This is a genomic window from Mesorhizobium sp. WSM4823, assembly GCF_055811195.1.
Genome location: NZ_JBVVQL010000002.1, coordinates 232,855 through 248,332, shown reverse-complemented (window position 1 = coordinate 248,332; position 15,478 = coordinate 232,855). Strand labels below are relative to the sequence as shown.

Genomic DNA, 15,478 nt, shown 5'->3' with positions numbered 1-15,478 from the left:
GCAGGTCAGGTCTCGACTTCCTCGACCTCGGCAACGAGCTGCGGGCGCAGGTGGAGATGGCGCGTGGCCTTTCGCTTCGCGGTGATATCCGCCCAGACGCGTTCCACTTGTGAGGCGTCTAGGCCGGCCGCCTGCCCCACCACTTCGGCCGCCACGCCTTTGTTGAGGCCGCAAAGGCAAATATCCATGCGGTCATAGGGAAGCGAGAAGTAGAACTCCTCCTGTGTCTGCGCCAGCGAGTAGGTATCGGTGGTAGGCGGCCGGTTGCGGATTTCCTCGGGAACGCCGAGATAGGCCGCCAGCGCATAGACCTGTGTTTTATAGAGATGTGCGATCGGCTTGACGTCAGCCGCCCCGTCACCGTTCTTGACGAAGAACCCCTGATCGTATTCCAGCCGGTTCGGCGTTCCAAGAACGGCGAAGTTCAGCCGATCGGCATGATAGTATTCGATCTGCTTGCGCGTGCGCTGTTTCATGTTGGTGGCGGCGACGACACCGAGATAGACCGGCAGCGGCATTCTTATTTTCGTCTGCTTGCCCTTGGGGTCCTGCACCACAAGCGACGAAATATTGTAGCCCTCGCTCTCTAGAGCATTCGCGATCACGATCTTCGAGGCCCAGCCTTCGCCGTATTCCGGGACCACCTCTCGGATGAAAGCATCGCGACGCTCATAGCAGCCCATGGCACGCAAAGCCGGCCCGATATCCTCTACAAGAGCCTCGACACCGAAAGTGTCGGCGACAAGACGGCCGAGCCGCAGACTTTCCGGATCGGAGTCGTTTTCCGGCATGAAGAGGCAGAGTACATTCTGACCGCCGATAGCCCGCGCGGCCAAGGCGACCGAAACGCTGGAATCGATCCCGCCCGAAAGACCGAGCACGAGGCCGCGCTTGCGAATGCCGCGCAACTGCTGGCGCAAGGCCGTTACGATACGGTCCGTTTCGATGGCGGGGTCGATCGCCAGAGCCTGCGCCAGAAAGGCCTGCGCGTCCTCGGTCGGGTGAACATTCATTGCGCGGCCTCCATCATCTCTGCTGCAAGCCGACGGCTAACCTTGCCCGTATCCGTCTTCGGCAGTTCCGGATGGAACTCGACGACCTTGGGGACCATGAAATCTTCAAGGTGACGTGCGCAGTGGCGCATGACATCCTTTTCGCTGAGCGTCAGGTCCGAGCGTACGACGAATGCGCCGATCGCATGCCCAAGCATCGGGTCCGGCACGCCGACAACTACGGCCTCCGCGATGCCCGGATGGGCATGAAGCACGGCTTCCACTTCCTTCGGGGCCACCTTCTCTCCCCGCGTCTTTATGATGTCGTCCTTGCGCCCGACGAAATAGAGGTAGCCGTCCTCATCGGTCCTGAACAGGTCACCGGTGTAGAGAACCTTCTCCCAAGGGTTGGGGCCTGGCCGCAGGGTCCGTTCCGTTGCGGCTTCGTTTCGCCAATAACCCTGCATGACATGCGGCCCGCGAATGACCAGCTCACCCGCTACGCCCGGCGGCACGATTTGCCCGTTATCGTCGACGACAAAGGCTTCAGTGTTCGGAATGGCTATTCCTACCGACCCCGGCCGGCGGTCGAGTTCCTCGGGCGGCAGATAGGTACAGCGCTTGCACTCCGTCAGGCCATACATCGAATAGAGCCTGACGCCGGGAAAGAGCGAGCGCAGGCGCTCTATATGCGCCGGTGGCAAAGCAGCTGCCGTGTTGGAAATATAGCGAAGGCTGGGCAGGAAGCCCGGCGTCAGCTCACGCATCTGCAGGATCATCGCTGCCATCGTGGGCACAAGCGGAAGCCCGGTCACGCCCTCCTCGCGGATACGCTCAAAGACCGCTTGAGGAAAAGCGAAGGACTTTTCGAGCACGAGCGTGGCGCCGAGCCTGACGGCCATCAGCAACTGGTAGAGACCGTAGTCGAAGGCAAGGGGAAGAACATTCAGGATGATGTCGTCCGGCGAATTGCGCAGATAGGTGGTGATGGAGTCCGCGGCCGCGTCGCAATTGCGGTGCGTCATCATCACGCCCTTGGGTCGACCCGTTGAGCCCGAAGTGTAGATCAGCATCGCAAGATCGACGTCGATGCCGCGGTGGTCTACCTCGCGGGCTTCGAACGTCAGGCAGTCCGCCAGGGACGCAGCCCCTACCGGACGTTGGCCATCAGTACCGACGGTCGAAGCTACGAAGATGCCGTGCGACCCGCGCGCCTCAGTGACCACAGGCATCAGTTTTGACTGGGTAAGGATCGCCGCAGCGTCGCAATCGCCGATGATGTAGGCAAGCTTGTCGGCCTTGGTGGATGCGTTGATTGGACTGAACGTCGCCCCTGCCTTGAGTACTGCGAAAATCGAAACCGCAGCCTCCCAGCAATTGTCCATGAAGATCAGGACTCGATCGTTGCGCCTGACGCCATTCGCAAAAAGTGCGGCGGCCAGGCGGCTAGAAAGATTGTCCAGTTCTTCGTAGCTCAGCCTTTTGTCCTTGGTGATCAATGCCGTTTTGGCGGGATGGGCAGCGGCCTTGGCGGCCAGAAAATGTTCGATCCGCATGGACGCTCCTCGCCGACCGCACCTACGCTGCCAGCGCCTTTGCTCTCGCACTGATGAAGGATGAGAGGCGTTCAATCGAATCCAGATTGGCCGGCACGACGTCGGAATCGACCATCGCTATGCCGAAATCGTCCTCGATGAAGGCCACCAGTTCCAGCACGGCGGTCGAGTCGATGATGTCGTTTTCGATCAGCGAATCTGTATCCGCAAGCTGGTACGACGTGTCGCCGAACAGGAAGTTGTCGACGATAAAGCTTCTCACCTTGTCCTTGATTGTAACCATTTTCTTTCCTTCCCTTCTCAAGCTGCTCGTGCTGCACCGACCTCTTGGCCGGTGAAATTTTTCTGCCACAGTTGCGTCGACAAAATGCCGACAAAGGCCGCGTTGTCGCGGAACCCGGACGCCGGCTGCGTGCGGCATTTCTCATGAAGCTTTGCCACCGCCTTGGCGTTGAACAGTCCGCCGGCGGCGATGCTCGCTTCGCTCAAGCAGTCGCGGACGTAATCCAGTTCACCGGCTCCTACGAAGGAGCTGGCGTCCGGAGCCCGGTAAGGCTGTTTGGTACGCCCCCCGATCGCCATCGGGAGCAGGTGCTTGGTTGCCTTGCGCAGTATGTGCTTTTCCACCAACCCCTTCAGCTTCATCCCCGGCGGGAGTCTTGCTGCGAACTCGACCAAACGAGGATCAAGGAAAGGGAACCGTCCTTCGATACCATTCGCCATGGCCATGCGGTCGCCCTGGCTGGAGAGGATGTAGCCCGGCAGGAGGAAGCGGGTTTCGAGATATTGCGCCTGATGCAGCGGGTGCCATAGGGAAAATGCCTGGGGCAACCGGCTGACCAGATCCTCGGCCGCGTCATAACCCTTCAAGGTCGCACGCAGGTCACCGGAAAAGAAAATCTTCGCCGCCGCCGTGGTCTTGAAGCGCGGCCGATGTGAGAATAGCGGATCGCCGAGGTCAGCGTTGCCGGTGCCAAAGAATGCAGACAGATACTCCACGGATTGCTGTTGCAGACCCGGCAGATAGGGATAAAGCCTGCGAAACAGCTGTGGCCTGATGCGCGATGCCGGCTGCCGTCCGCAGAACCGGCGAACACGCGCTTCCTTGAAGACATCATAGCCTGCGAAGACCTCGTCGGCGCCCTCGCCGGTCAGCACGACCTTCAGGCCGGCCTGGCGAACGAGGCCGGACAGCTGGTAGAGAGGCGCCGGCGCCGTGCGGATGATCGGCCGTTCGGTAAAATGGATGACTTCGGGAAAGACACGAGCGATATCGCCGGCATGGCAGGCAATAGCTCGATGATAGGTGCCAAGTGCCGAAGCCATTTCGGCCTGGAAGACACTTTCGTCGTGCTCGGTGCTGTCGAACGTCACGGAAAATGTTTGCAATTTCCGAGGGGTCATGCCGGCGGCGAGCGCCGAAACAACTGATGAATCGAGGCCGCCCGAGAGATAGGAGCCGACCGGCACGTCGGCCCGCATGCGAAGCCTCACCGCATCGGTCAAAAGCGCCTGCAGCTCCTCGGCCGCATCGTCCTCGTTCGTGACTTTCGACGGCGCGTCTCGATGCGGATAGTCCAGGTGCCAATAGGGTTTGACCGTGACCTGCCCCTGCGTCGCGATCATCACGCTTGCCGGCTCAAGCTCGTGGATATTGCGGAAAGCCGTGCGGGGAGCGATCGGCGCCCACAGCGTAAAGATCTGGTCGAGTGCAACCGGATCGATTTCGGCCGAGACACCGGGCACCTTCAGCAGGGCTTTGATCTCCGACGCGAAGTAAAGCACCCCGTCCTTGCTCGTGTAGAACAGCGGCCGGACACCCATCCGGTCCCGTGCAAGCACCATACGCCGACGCCTGTTATCCCATATCGCGAAGGCGAAATCACCGTTCAGAAGGGACAGGCAGTCTTCGCCCATCTCGTCATATAGCTGCAGGATAACCTCTGTGTCACTCGACGTGCGGAAGCGTCGGCCCTTGGCTATCAGCCCATCGCGCAATTCCAAATAGTTGAAAATCTCGCCGTTGAACGCAACCGTCAAATTGCCTGACACGTCCGACATCGGCTGCTGGCCATCACCGATCCCGATCACGGACAGCCGCGCATGCCCGAGCCCTGCGTCCGGCGCTATAAACGTCCCTTGCTCATCCGGCCCGCGATGGGCGATCGCAGCCGTCATGCGCGCAAGCAAAGCTTCCGCATCCCGGATCGAACCGAAATAGCCCCCGAATCCGCACATTACTACAGCCCATATATCGGTGAGATCCGAAATATAACCTCAATAGTGGTCTTAAGCGTTAACCCGCATATGGTCATACAGAGCATGGTTAACAGTAAATTAAAACAAAACTGTTAATTTTTATGATGATTATCTTATCCAGATACAGAATTACATCTAAAAGTAAATCCAACTCTTGTCCGAGTTGCGGTGGCGCTGTCGCGTAGCGGCTCATGGCTGGCAGGAGCCATAACAGATCGCTTGTGCATTCGACGGATTTGCAATCCCGAGTCGCCCCGCTCTAACCTGACAAAACGTGCGGAACCTAAAAGCGCTTAGTTGCCCCGAAGCCAGTGAGCGCTGCTCTTTTGTGCCCCGTCGAAATACCAAGAACTGGCACCGTCGTTGCATCTGCCACATCGGCAAGTGAGCCGATCAGCGATCCAGGCTAGAACCAAACAGTTGTGGTGGGCGATGACGGGCTCGAACCGCCGACATCTTCGGTGTAAACGAAGCGCTCTACCAACTGAGCTAATCGCCCGCTCCGGGCCGGACCTTTAAGCAGTTAGGGCACGCTTCGCAAGGCCAAATGAGCAGACAACGCATTGGCCGCTAGCAGGTTTTGGCAACAAAATCCTGCCTGTCAAAAAACCTTCTCCTGTTTGCTGTAATGCTGTCCTGCTCCGCTTGACACCCGGCGGCTTACCCCTTATCCACCGCCCCAACGACGAACACGGCTGACACGTGCTCGTCTATGCGCGGGTGTAGCTCAGTTGGTTAGAGTGCCGGCCTGTCACGCCGGAGGTCGCGGGTTCGAGCCCCGTCACTCGCGCCATTTCTTTCAAGGGGTTAGCTACCGTCCCTTGAAAAGTCTCGACTTTCATTTCTTTCTGAAAGTTGAGCTGGCAGATGGTTCCTTTTAGCGCCTGGTTTTCGTCGATCGAATCGTAGCGGTGATCGCCTCGACCCGTGAGGTGCTCTACAAATCGCGATAGTGTAAGATCCGAGAAGACGCGCCAGCAAGGTAGCCCGTCAACATCATTGTCTCCAAGACTATCCAAAGCTCGTGCCATGGCTGCAAAAATCTTAATGGCGATGAGAGGTTCTTGCAAATGAGGACATCCATCGAAAATTGTGAGATTTAGGTTCGATCTGACCGGTCAAATAAGGGGGACTTTGTTCATGCGTGATCAAACCGATGGTTACCTAAATCTTCTTGAATCCACACTTGCCGCCGCGCTCCAGGACCAACGTACGGTGGACGAACAGCGTCAGAGCATTGCGCCTCTCGTGGATGGCATGTCTCTTTTTGACAGCGTTCGGCACAATGACGATCGCGGCAGCGTCACCGAGATCTATGATCCGCGCTGGGATTGGCATCCCGATCCCCTGGTTTTTTCCTACATTTTCACGATTCGTCCTGGCATGGTGAAGGGTTGGGGTTTGCACAAGCTGCATGAAGACCGCTATTTCGTGGTGAGCGGCGAATTGGAACTTGTCCTTTACGACCCTCGACCTGAATCCAGCACCTACGGGAAGATTTCGAAGGTTTACCTCTCTGGCAGTCGTCCCCGCCTTGTCAATATTCCGAAATTTGTCTGGCATGCCGACCGCAATATTGGAAAATCCGAACTAGTCGTTATTAATTTTCCAACAATACAGTATGATCATTCAAATCCGGATAAGTACCGTTTGCCGATTGATACCGATCTCATTCCTTATGATTTCGGAAACGTAGAGGGATGGTGAACACACCCCGCATTTCCATCCTGATGCCGACCCATTCGCGCGTCGATGTTATCGGCCTGGCCATCCAATCGGTATTGGATCAAACCTTCGAGGATTTCGAACTGCTGGTGGTAGGCGACGGCTGCGCGCCCGGCACGGCGGAGGTTGTTGAAGGCTTTCGAGACAACCGCATTCGCTTCTTCGATCTCCCCAAGGCGCCGAGTTTTGGCTACACAAATCGCAACATCGCGCTGCGCGAGGCACGGGGCGAAATGATTGGCTTTGCAGCCGACGACGATCTGTTGTTTCCAGATCATTTTGAGATTCTTGCCGATGCGCTCAAAGGCGGGGCTGCCATCTCGTACAGCCAGGCGCTGTGGGTTTCCACGGACGGCATAGCCGCGCCCTTTTTGACCAATCTGGACATGGCCGACGAGTTTCGATTTTTCATGGAGAATGGTAACACAATACCAGCCAGTTGTTTTCTGTATCGGGCTGATAGCCTGCCTTCGCGAGACGTCTGGCCGGAGGATGTCGCGTCGGCCGCCGACTGGCGATTGTGGCAACGGATCATACGGGAGAATCCACACAATCCCTTCAGCTATTGCCGTATCCCAACTGTCTTGCATTTCAGCGCAACATGGAAAAAATCCCGGCACTCCGCAGTATCGCAACTCTCTACGCTCCTTGCGATTGCGGATAGAGCAGGCTGGTGGCCCCCCGCCTTACAAGTTTGGGTACCGGCGGGCAGCAATGAACAGCACGAGTATTCACGCCTCATGCGTGTCGAACCTGCGGCGTGGGTTGAGCAGATGCGTCGGGCCGTCGGCGATCTCGTGGCACGGCTTGCCTGGGAAGACGTGCAGAAGACTCGACCCACACTTGCAAAAGTCCAAGCAGAAAAAGCCATACTGCAACCGGAGGTATCGAGGTTGCAAAATGAGCTCGATCTGGCTCGCCAACGCTATATCGAACTACAGGATACGGCCTCTAATGCGACGACGGAGAAGGACAAGATGGAGAAAGAACTGCAAGCTTGCCGAGCGGTAGTCGCAGCTTTGTACCAGTCCAGAAGCTGGCGCATCACGAGGCCCTTGCGAAGGATCGCCACCAGCCTGCGTTCGGAAAAATCCTCAAAGTCGCAAAGCGCGTAGATCCGGTCGGGAAACGTTGCCCGGGGGACGGAGCCGGATTGAGGATTCTGGTCGTTTCTCCCCCGCGCGAGATTTCCAGCGCCCGCAGTGCCGCCGCTATTTTTGTTTGAGCATTGGATATTCCCAACCTGGTTCCCACTTCTGGGTCCGATGCTCTATTTTTGTTTGAGCATCGGATTTTCCCAAAAACCGGTTCCCACTTTTGGGTCCGATGCTCTGGCGGAGAAAAAGCCTTGGACGCTCTGAAATCGCTCATCGAATCGCGCCGTTTCGACCTCGTGATCATGGTCCTGATCCTGATCAACGCCGTCACGCTCGGCCTCGAAACCTCGCCTGGCGCGGTTGCTGCCTTTGGGCCGCTTCTGACGGCCATCGACCGCGCGATCCTCGGCGTCTTCGTGCTCGAACTCGCGATCCGGGTGGTCGTCTACAGGACGCATTTCTTCCGCGATCCATGGCGCATCTTCGACCTCCTCGTCGTCGGTTTCGCGCTTATCCCCGCGACCGGTTCGCTCTCCGTGCTGAGGGCGCTGCGCATCCTGCGGGTCCTGCGGCTGATCAGCATCGTTCCGTCGCTGCGCCGTGTCGTCACCGGCTTCATCACCGCCCTGCCCGGCATGGGCTCGATCATGCTGTTGCTCGGGCTGGTGTTCTACGTCTTTGCGGTGATGGCGACTAAGCTCTATGGCTCGTCCTTTCCCGAACTGTTCGGCGGCATACCGGAATCGCTCTTCACGCTTTTCCAGGTCATGACGCTCGAAGGCTGGTCGGACGGCGTGGTGCGCCCGGTCATGGAAGTCTATCCGACCGCCTGGCTGTTCTTCATCCCATTCATCATCGCGACCTCGTTCACCGTGCTCAATCTATTCATCGGCGTGATCGTTTCGGCGATGGAGGCCGAGCATGAAGCGGTAGAATCGGCCGACAGGGCAACGCTGCATAGCGATCAGGCCACCATCCTTGCGGAGATACAGGCGCTGCGGACAGAGGTCCGGGAATTGTCGAGCATTCGCGGCTAGATCGCCTCAGCGCGGCCGGACAAGCATTTCCTGCGGACATTGCGCATACAGCCAGTATTACCCGGCGAGCAGCGCCTCGACCTCATGCAGTGACGGCATCGACGGCGCCGTGCCCGGCCGCGTCACCGAAATGCCGGCGACCGCGCAGGCGAAGCGGACCGCTTGCAACGGTTCCACCCCTCTCGCAAGTGCTGCGGCCAGGCCGCCATTGAAGGCGTCGCCCGCGCCGGTAGTTTCGACCACCGGGCCGGCATTGACCGCGCCGACATGGTCGGAGCGGCTGGCCGCATGCAGGAGCGCGCCGTTTTCACCGAGCGTCACAATGACCGCGCCGACGCCCTTTTTGAGCAGGCTGTCGGCGGCGCGGCGGGCGCCGTCGATGGACAACACCTTGATGCCGGTCAGTTCCTCGGCCTCGGTCTCGTTGGGCGTGACATAGTCGCAGAGCGTGTAGATACGGTTCGGAAGCTTTGCCGCGGGCGCCGGGTTGAGGATGGTCGTCACCCCTGCCCCGCGCGCGATCTCCAGCGCCCGCAGCGCCGCGTCGATCGGCTGCTCGAGCTGGGTGACGAAAACGCCGGCCGAGCGGATCAGGCCGGCATGGGTCTCGATGTCGTCGGGCGAAATCAGCATGGCCGCGCCGGGGCTGACGATGATGGCGTTGTTGCCGGTCGTCTCCTCGACGAAGATGTAGGCTGCACCCGTGTAACTTTCCGGCGTCTCGATGACAGCGCTCTTCACGCCGGCCTGCGTCCAGGTTTGCCTGGCCATATCGGCAAAGGGATCGACGCCGAGGCGCGTCAGGAAGGTGACGTCGGCGCCGAGACGGCCGGCAGCGACCGCCTGGTTCGAGCCCTTGCCGCCGGGACCGAGGGTGAAGGATGTTCCAAGGATCGTCTCGCCCATGCGCGGCTGGCGGGCGGCGCGGTAGGCAGTGTCGGCGACGAACACGCCCAATATGACGACAGGCTTGCCTGGCATGCCGCTACTCGGCGTCCGGCGGAACGACGCCTTTGCGGAAGGCAAAGCAGCCATAGAAGCGGCGCTCGCCGGTCTGGATGACGCAATAGGCCTTCTTGGCGCGCTCGTAGAACGCATAACGCTCGACCGAAATCATCGGCCATGGCTTGCCCTCCGCCGCGTCGATCTCTCTTTGCACTTGCCTCTGGACGGGCGGGATCTCGTTCGGCTGCCCGACGATCTCCATGCGGGCGGCGGCATCGTCGACGAAACTGTCCAGCGGATAGAGCGACAGCACCGCCTTGACCACATCCGCCGCCGGCGCGTCGATGCGCAGCAGCCGGCCGAGCACGGTCTGGCGCGCCACCGAATCGGAGGGGAAATTGGTGTCGGCGATGATCAAATCGTCGCCGTGGCCCATCGCCCGCAGCGCCTGGAGCACGTCGGCATTGAGCAGCGGATTGATCCCTTTGAGCATGGCATTCCTCCCGAACGGGCTTTTTGTGTGAGGTCAGATACGGCGGCCGGTCTCTGCGTCGAAGAGGTGGACCTGCTCGAGCCGCGGTTTCAGGTGCAGCGTGTCGCCTGGCTTGAAGTCGTGGCGCTCGCGAAACAGCGCCACCATCTCGCCCTCGCCGAAACGCAGGAACACCAGCGTTTCGGAACCGGTCGGCTCGACTACCGAAATCTTCGCCGGCACGCCGTCGGGGTGGATTTCGAGATGCTCGGGCCGCACGCCGTAGACGACATTGCGGCCGTCCTCCACCGCACTCTTCGCTGATATCGGGAATGGCGTCCCGGCGATCTCGACGACCGGCTTGTCGCCCTTGCGCACCGCGCCCTTGAGCAGGTTCATCGACGGCGAGCCGATGAAGCCGGCGACGAACAGATTGGCCGGCCGGTCGAACAGTTCCAGCGGCGCGCCGACCTGCTCGATGCGGCCGTCGCGCATCACGACGATCTTGTCGGCCATGGTCATGGCCTCGATCTGGTCGTGCGTGACATAGATGGTGGTGGTCTTCAGCCGCTGGTGCAATTCCTTGATCTCGGTGCGCATCTGTACGCGCAGCTTCGCGTCGAGATTCGACAGCGGCTCGTCGAACAGGAACACCTGCGGGTTGCGCACGATGGCGCGGCCCATGGCGACGCGCTGGCGCTGCCCGCCCGAGAGCTGGCGCGGATAGCGCTTGAGGTAGGGATTGAGGTCGAGGATATCGGCGGCGCGCCTGACCCGCTCGGCGACATCAGCCGGGTCGGTCTTCCGCAGCTTCAGTGCAAAGGCCATGTTCTGCTCCACCGTCTTGTGGGGGTAGAGCGCATAATTCTGGAACACCATGGCGATGTCGCGCTTGGCCGGCGGCAGATGGTTGACGACACGGTCGCCGATGGCGATCGTCCCACCGGAAACGGTCTCCAGCCCCGCCACCATCCTGAGCAGCGTGGACTTGCCGCACCCCGAAGGGCCGACCAGCACCACGAACTGCCCATCAGCTATGTCGACGCTGACATCGTGCAGGACCTTGACGGTTCCGAACGCCTTGGCCACATTGCTGATCGCGACTTGAGCCATCGGCCCCCCTTTCGTTGCGGTGAAGCTAAACAACGCAAACGGCGAGGGCAAGTCAGTCTTTTATCGATAAAAAACTCCACCCTCGTTGACACGGCACGTGGTTGCGAGAATAGTGAAAGGGCTCGTGCTATGTCCCTGTTCCGGGCGCGCCTTCACGCTAATCCGGACCACGGAAATCGATGCGTCGCGGGAGGGAATTTGGGCCACTAATCCTGGGGAGTCGCTGTCGTTGGGGAACAGGTCCAGCGCTCCAGGCATCCGAAAACAATCATCATTTGAGATTCTGGGAGGAACGAAATGAAAGTCAGCCTTTACAACCAGTTTATGCGCGCGGGAGCCACTCGCCGCGATGTGCTCAAGGGCGCGGCCAGTATGGCCGCGATCGCCGCGGCATCCGGCGCCGGGCTTGGCGCGCTGACGCGCCCGGCTTCCGCCGCAAGCGAACTGCGCGCGCAGATCCTGCAGATTCCCGGTGTCGGCAAGGGCCAGCCGACCGATGCCGACTTCCAGCAAGTCGGCGAGCTTTGCCTGGAGGCGACCAAAGCCAACGTCAAGGAAGGCGAATTCGCCGGCGTCCAGCTCACCTTCATGGGGCTCAATAACCAGAACCTGCACAACGTGCTGTTTCGCGGCTTCCTGAAGCCGTGGGAGACCTACACCGGCGCCAAGATCAACTGGATTGACCTGGCGCAGGCGGACTACAACGCCCGCCTGCAGCAGTCGATCGCCACCGGCACCGTCGATTTCGACATCATCGAGATGGGCGCGCCGTTCGAAGGCGATGTCTGCGGCAAGGGCCTAACCTCCGAAATGCCGGACTGGGTCAAGGACCAGATCGACATGAAGGACGTCGTCGCCTATCTGCAGCCACCTGTCGGCACCTGGGACGGCAAGCAGTACCGCGTGACCGTCGATGGCGACGCCCACAACTTCAACTACCGCACCGACGTGTTCGCCGATGCCGACCTCGCCAAGGCGTGGAAGGACGGCGGTGGTGGCGGTGAATGGGGCGTGCCAAAGACCTGGCAGCAGGTGCAGGCCGTGACCAAATTCCTCAAGGGCAAGCAGTTCCAGGGCCAGGACGTCTTCGGCTATCTCGACGCACCCAAGGCCTGGGGCGGCTTCGGCTTCTACTTCCTCGGCAGCCGCGCCACCGCCTACGCCAAGCATCCCGACGACAAGGCCTGGCTGTTCGACGCCGACACGATGAAGCCGCGCATCAACAATCCAGCCTGGGTGCGGGCGATCCAGGACGTCATCGACGCGCTGCCTTCCGAGCCCGCCGACCAGATCAACGCCGACCCGAACACCACCGCCTTCCAGCAGTTCCTGGCCGGCACCGGTTCGATGGTCACCTGGTGGGGCGACGTCGGCTCAAACGTCAAGACAAACGACAGTTCCGTCGTCGGCGACGTCACCGGCTTCTCGATCCTGCCGGGCTCGGACGACGTCTACAATTCCAAGACCGGCCAGTGGGACAAGCTCGCCAGCGGACCGAATTATGCGCCGAACTGCGCCTATCTCGGCTGGGGCGTCTATGTCATGGCTCGCGTCGACAGCGACGAAAAGAAGAAGAAGGCGGCGTGGTCGGCCGCTGCCCATCTCGGCGGCAAGGATCTGTCGATCTGGACAGCCATGTACCCGTCCGGCTTCCAACCCTACCGTAATTCGCATTTCGACATTCCGGAATGGGTGGCGGCCGGTTACGACGAGGCGTTCATCACCTCGTATCTGAAGTCGGAAGCCGATAGCTACAATCATCCGAACGCCGCGATCGAACCCCGCATCCCCGGCATCTTCCAGTACTACAGCGCCGCCGAGGACATTCTGGCCAACACGTTTGCCGGAAAGATGAAGGCGCAGGAAGGCGCCGACGCGATCGCAGCCGCCTGGGAGAAGCTGACCGACCAGATAGGCCGCGAAAATCAGATCAAGCTCTACAAGGCCTCGCTCGGCATGTAGGCTGAGACTGTCGTGAACCGCGGTCCGGCGACGCAAAGCCGCCGGACCGCAGCTTGACCGGCCAGCCGGTCAAAAGCCTTCAGTGAACGGACCAGACGCGTGGCTGACCAGACTTTGCCCACCAATGCATGGCCGGCAAACGCCGTTCCATCCGATCTGATATCGCCGGGCCGCAAGCGGCTCGGCCGGACCTTGATGGCTATTGCGACACTCGGTCTTCTGGCGGTGATCGCAGTTCAGATCCTGTACAAAACAGAGGTCGACACCATCGGGTTCGAGACCTGGCGGCCGGTCGTCTATGCCTATGTGCTGTGGGGTGTTGCGCTCGGCATCGGCCAGGTGCTGACGCGCGGCGAAGATGGCCAACGCGCGCTGTTCCTGCTGCCGGCGCTGCTGTTCACCATCGCCATGGTGATCTTCCCGACGCTGTTCGGTTTCTACATCGCGCTGACCGACTGGAACCTCAGTTCCTTCAGTGGCCGGAAGTTCAACGGGCTCGACAATTTTTGGCAGATGCTGGCCGATCCTTACTACCGCAACGCGCTGTTCAACATGGTGCTCTATGTGCTCGCGGTGCTGGTCGAATATGTCATCGCGTTTGGCCTCGCACTGCTCCTCAACGCACAGATCCGGGCGCGCAAATTCTTCCGCGTCGTCTTCCTCATGCCGTTGATGCTGTCGCCGGTCGCAGTATCATGGATGATCGGCAAGTCGCTGATGGAATACCGCTTCGGACCGGCCGCAACGCTGGCGCGCCAGCTCGGCTGGGAAAACCCCGCCTTCTTTTCAAACCCGATCACCGCCCGCATCTCGATCATGGTGCTGGATGCCTGGACGTTTATCCCGTTCATGATGATCATGCTGCTCGCCGGCCTTCAGGCGATGTCACGCGAGGTGCTGGAGGCGGCCAGGGTGGACGGCGCCAATGCCTGGCAGACCTTCTGGCAGGTCACCTTCCCGCTGATGCTGCCGGTGTCGGTGACGGCGATCATCCTGCGCATCATCTTCAAGCTGAAGCTTGCCGACATCATCATCACCGTTACCTCGGGCGGCCCGGGCGGCGCGACCGATTCTGTGTCGAGCTTCATCTATCGCGAGTATCGCGACCGCTCGAATGTCGGCTACGGCACCATGCTGGCGATGGCCTACCTCATCATCATCATCGTGTTCGTGACATGGCTGTTGAAATTCGCCAACCGCTTCGTGCGCAACGTCAATTGATTGGGGCGGCAACATGAGCGTTCAGACCACCGAGTATGCCGCTTCCGAAATCCGCTCGCCGGCGAGCTTTTTCGCCAACCGCGTTTTCATCTATGGCGCGCTGGTGTTCTGGGCCTTCATCTGCCTGTTCCCGATCTACTGGACGATAACCACCTCGTTCAAAACCGCCGTCGACGTCACCCAGGGCCATCTCATCCCCTTCGTCGACTTCCGGCCGGACTGGAAGGGCTGGCGTTCGCTCGGCCTGTCGCCCGACTCGATCTTCCGGACGTCGACAGTGCGCGACGAGTTCATCAAGCGCTTCATGAATTCGGTCATCACCTCGGTCGGCGCGTCGAGCCTCGCCATCGTCATCGGCAGCCTCGCCGCCTACGGCCTCACCCGCTACCGCTATCACTTCGCCTGGTTCAAGAATGAGGACATCTCCTTCTTCTTCCTGTCGCAGCTGATCCTACCGCCGGTCGTGCTCGCTCTGCCCTTTCTCGTGCTGTACCGCGAAGTCGGCATGCTCGACACGCGCATCGGCCTGATCCTGCTCTACACGCTGATGGTGCTGCCGATCGTCATCTGGATCATGCGCGACCAATTCAACTCGATCCCTGTCGAGCTGGAGGAAGCAGCCCTCGTTGACGGCCTGTCGATCTGGGGCGCCTTCTTCCGCATCGTCATGCCGATCGCGCTGCCGGGCATGGTCGCCGCCTTTATCCTGGCAATGGTGCTGTGCTGGAACGAGTATTTCTTCGCCGCCCTGCTGACCTCGACTGATGCCAAGACCATTCCCGTCATGGTGGCGAGCCAGACCGGCTCGCAAGGCATCAACTGGTGGTCGATGGCGGCGCTGGCCACCGCCGCGATCACGCCGCTTGCCGTCATCGGCATCGCGCTGGAGCGTTATCTGATCATGGGCATGACCGCGGGCGCGGTGAAGTAGGCCGCCCCCTCTTGCCTTCTCCCCTTGTGGGAGAAGGTGGATTGGCGCGTAGCGCCAAGACGGTTGAGGGGTGCTGGACGGAGCACCATCGGTGTCAAGCTGGAACACCCCTCATCCGACTGAGCTTCGCTCGGCCACCTTCTCCCACAGGGGGAGAAGGCAGAGCCG

General features: G+C 60.3%; 13 protein-coding genes and 2 tRNA genes. 7 read left to right on the top strand and 8 right to left on the bottom strand.

Translation table 11 applies throughout. The features are described 5' to 3' along the window. Nucleotides 1-5 precede the first annotated feature (5 nt). The 5 genes from nadE to AC0L26_RS06040 all read right to left on the bottom strand — a co-directional run bounded on the left by nadE (nucleotide 6) and on the right by AC0L26_RS06040 (nucleotide 5,306). On the bottom strand, nucleotides 6-1,013 hold the full coding sequence (gene nadE, locus AC0L26_RS06060; protein WP_473631731.1) for an NAD(+) synthase: 1,008 nt from the start codon (nucleotides 1,011-1,013) through the stop codon (nucleotides 6-8). Continuing rightward, the gene (locus AC0L26_RS06055; RefSeq protein ID WP_473631730.1) at nucleotides 1,010-2,548 is read right to left on the bottom strand and encodes a class I adenylate-forming enzyme family protein; all 1,539 of its coding nucleotides are present in this window, start codon (nucleotides 2,546-2,548) and stop codon (nucleotides 1,010-1,012) included. The genes nadE and AC0L26_RS06055 overlap by 4 nt, the downstream gene beginning before the upstream one ends. A gap of 22 nt (nucleotides 2,549-2,570) precedes the next feature. Further along, nucleotides 2,571-2,831: an acyl carrier protein gene (locus tag AC0L26_RS06050; protein WP_352934954.1), complete on the bottom strand. Its 261-nt coding sequence runs from the start codon at nucleotides 2,829-2,831 to the stop codon at nucleotides 2,571-2,573. A 17-nt stretch (nucleotides 2,832-2,848) separates the two neighbouring features. Next, the gene (gene asnB, locus AC0L26_RS06045) at nucleotides 2,849-4,786 is read right to left on the bottom strand and encodes an asparagine synthase (glutamine-hydrolyzing) (RefSeq protein ID WP_473631729.1); all 1,938 of its coding nucleotides are present in this window, start codon (nucleotides 4,784-4,786) and stop codon (nucleotides 2,849-2,851) included. A gap of 444 nt (nucleotides 4,787-5,230) precedes the next feature. Further along, nucleotides 5,231-5,306, bottom strand: a tRNA-Val gene (locus tag AC0L26_RS06040). Between the two features lie 217 nt (nucleotides 5,307-5,523). On the opposite strand from AC0L26_RS06040, the gene AC0L26_RS06035 reads away from it, so the two are divergent. The 4 genes from AC0L26_RS06035 to AC0L26_RS06020 all read left to right on the top strand — a co-directional run bounded on the left by AC0L26_RS06035 (nucleotide 5,524) and on the right by AC0L26_RS06020 (nucleotide 8,666). Beyond that, nucleotides 5,524-5,600: transfer RNA gene (locus AC0L26_RS06035), tRNA-Asp, on the top strand. 347 nt (nucleotides 5,601-5,947) lie between these two features. After that, nucleotides 5,948-6,514: a polysaccharide biosynthesis C-terminal domain-containing protein gene (locus AC0L26_RS06030; protein WP_473631728.1), complete on the top strand. Its 567-nt coding sequence runs from the start codon at nucleotides 5,948-5,950 to the stop codon at nucleotides 6,512-6,514. Then, a complete protein-coding gene (locus AC0L26_RS06025) occupies nucleotides 6,508-7,647 on the top strand; it encodes a glycosyltransferase family 2 protein (protein ID WP_473631727.1) in 1,140 nt (379 codons plus the stop codon). Before AC0L26_RS06030 ends, AC0L26_RS06025 begins: the two co-directional genes overlap by 7 nt. 233 nt (nucleotides 7,648-7,880) lie before the next feature. Further along, entirely contained in the window at nucleotides 7,881-8,666 is a 786-nt protein-coding gene (locus AC0L26_RS06020) for an ion transporter (protein ID WP_473631726.1), read from the top strand. A 57-nt stretch (nucleotides 8,667-8,723) separates the two neighbouring features. Here AC0L26_RS06020 and rbsK read toward each other — a convergent pair whose 3' ends face one another. From rbsK to AC0L26_RS06005, 3 genes are read right to left on the bottom strand one after another with little or no spacing between them, the layout of a single operon-like run. Further along, on the bottom strand, nucleotides 8,724-9,647 hold the full coding sequence (gene rbsK, locus AC0L26_RS06015; protein ID WP_473631725.1) for a ribokinase: 924 nt from the start codon (nucleotides 9,645-9,647) through the stop codon (nucleotides 8,724-8,726). A gap of 4 nt (nucleotides 9,648-9,651) precedes the next feature. Continuing rightward, a complete protein-coding gene (locus tag AC0L26_RS06010; protein ID WP_473631724.1) occupies nucleotides 9,652-10,104 on the bottom strand; it encodes an RbsD/FucU family protein in 453 nt (150 codons plus the stop codon). Nucleotides 10,105-10,137: 33 nt separating this feature from the next. Next, nucleotides 10,138-11,196 (bottom strand): ABC transporter ATP-binding protein, encoded by a 1,059-nt coding sequence (locus tag AC0L26_RS06005; protein WP_473631723.1) that lies wholly within the window; start codon nucleotides 11,194-11,196, stop codon nucleotides 10,138-10,140. Nucleotides 11,197-11,493: 297 nt separating this feature from the next. On the opposite strand from AC0L26_RS06005, the gene AC0L26_RS06000 reads away from it, so the two are divergent. From AC0L26_RS06000 to AC0L26_RS05990, 3 genes are all read left to right on the top strand, one after another. Then, a complete protein-coding gene (locus AC0L26_RS06000; RefSeq protein WP_354493442.1) occupies nucleotides 11,494-13,158 on the top strand; it encodes an ABC transporter substrate-binding protein in 1,665 nt (554 codons plus the stop codon). Between the two features lie 99 nt (nucleotides 13,159-13,257). Beyond that, nucleotides 13,258-14,379, top strand: a complete 1,122-nt coding sequence (locus AC0L26_RS05995; protein WP_473631722.1) for a carbohydrate ABC transporter permease — start codon at nucleotides 13,258-13,260, stop codon at nucleotides 14,377-14,379. Nucleotides 14,380-14,392: 13 nt separating this feature from the next. After that, nucleotides 14,393-15,310, top strand: a complete 918-nt coding sequence (locus AC0L26_RS05990; protein WP_029353494.1) for a carbohydrate ABC transporter permease — start codon at nucleotides 14,393-14,395, stop codon at nucleotides 15,308-15,310. Nucleotides 15,311-15,478 lie beyond the last annotated feature (168 nt).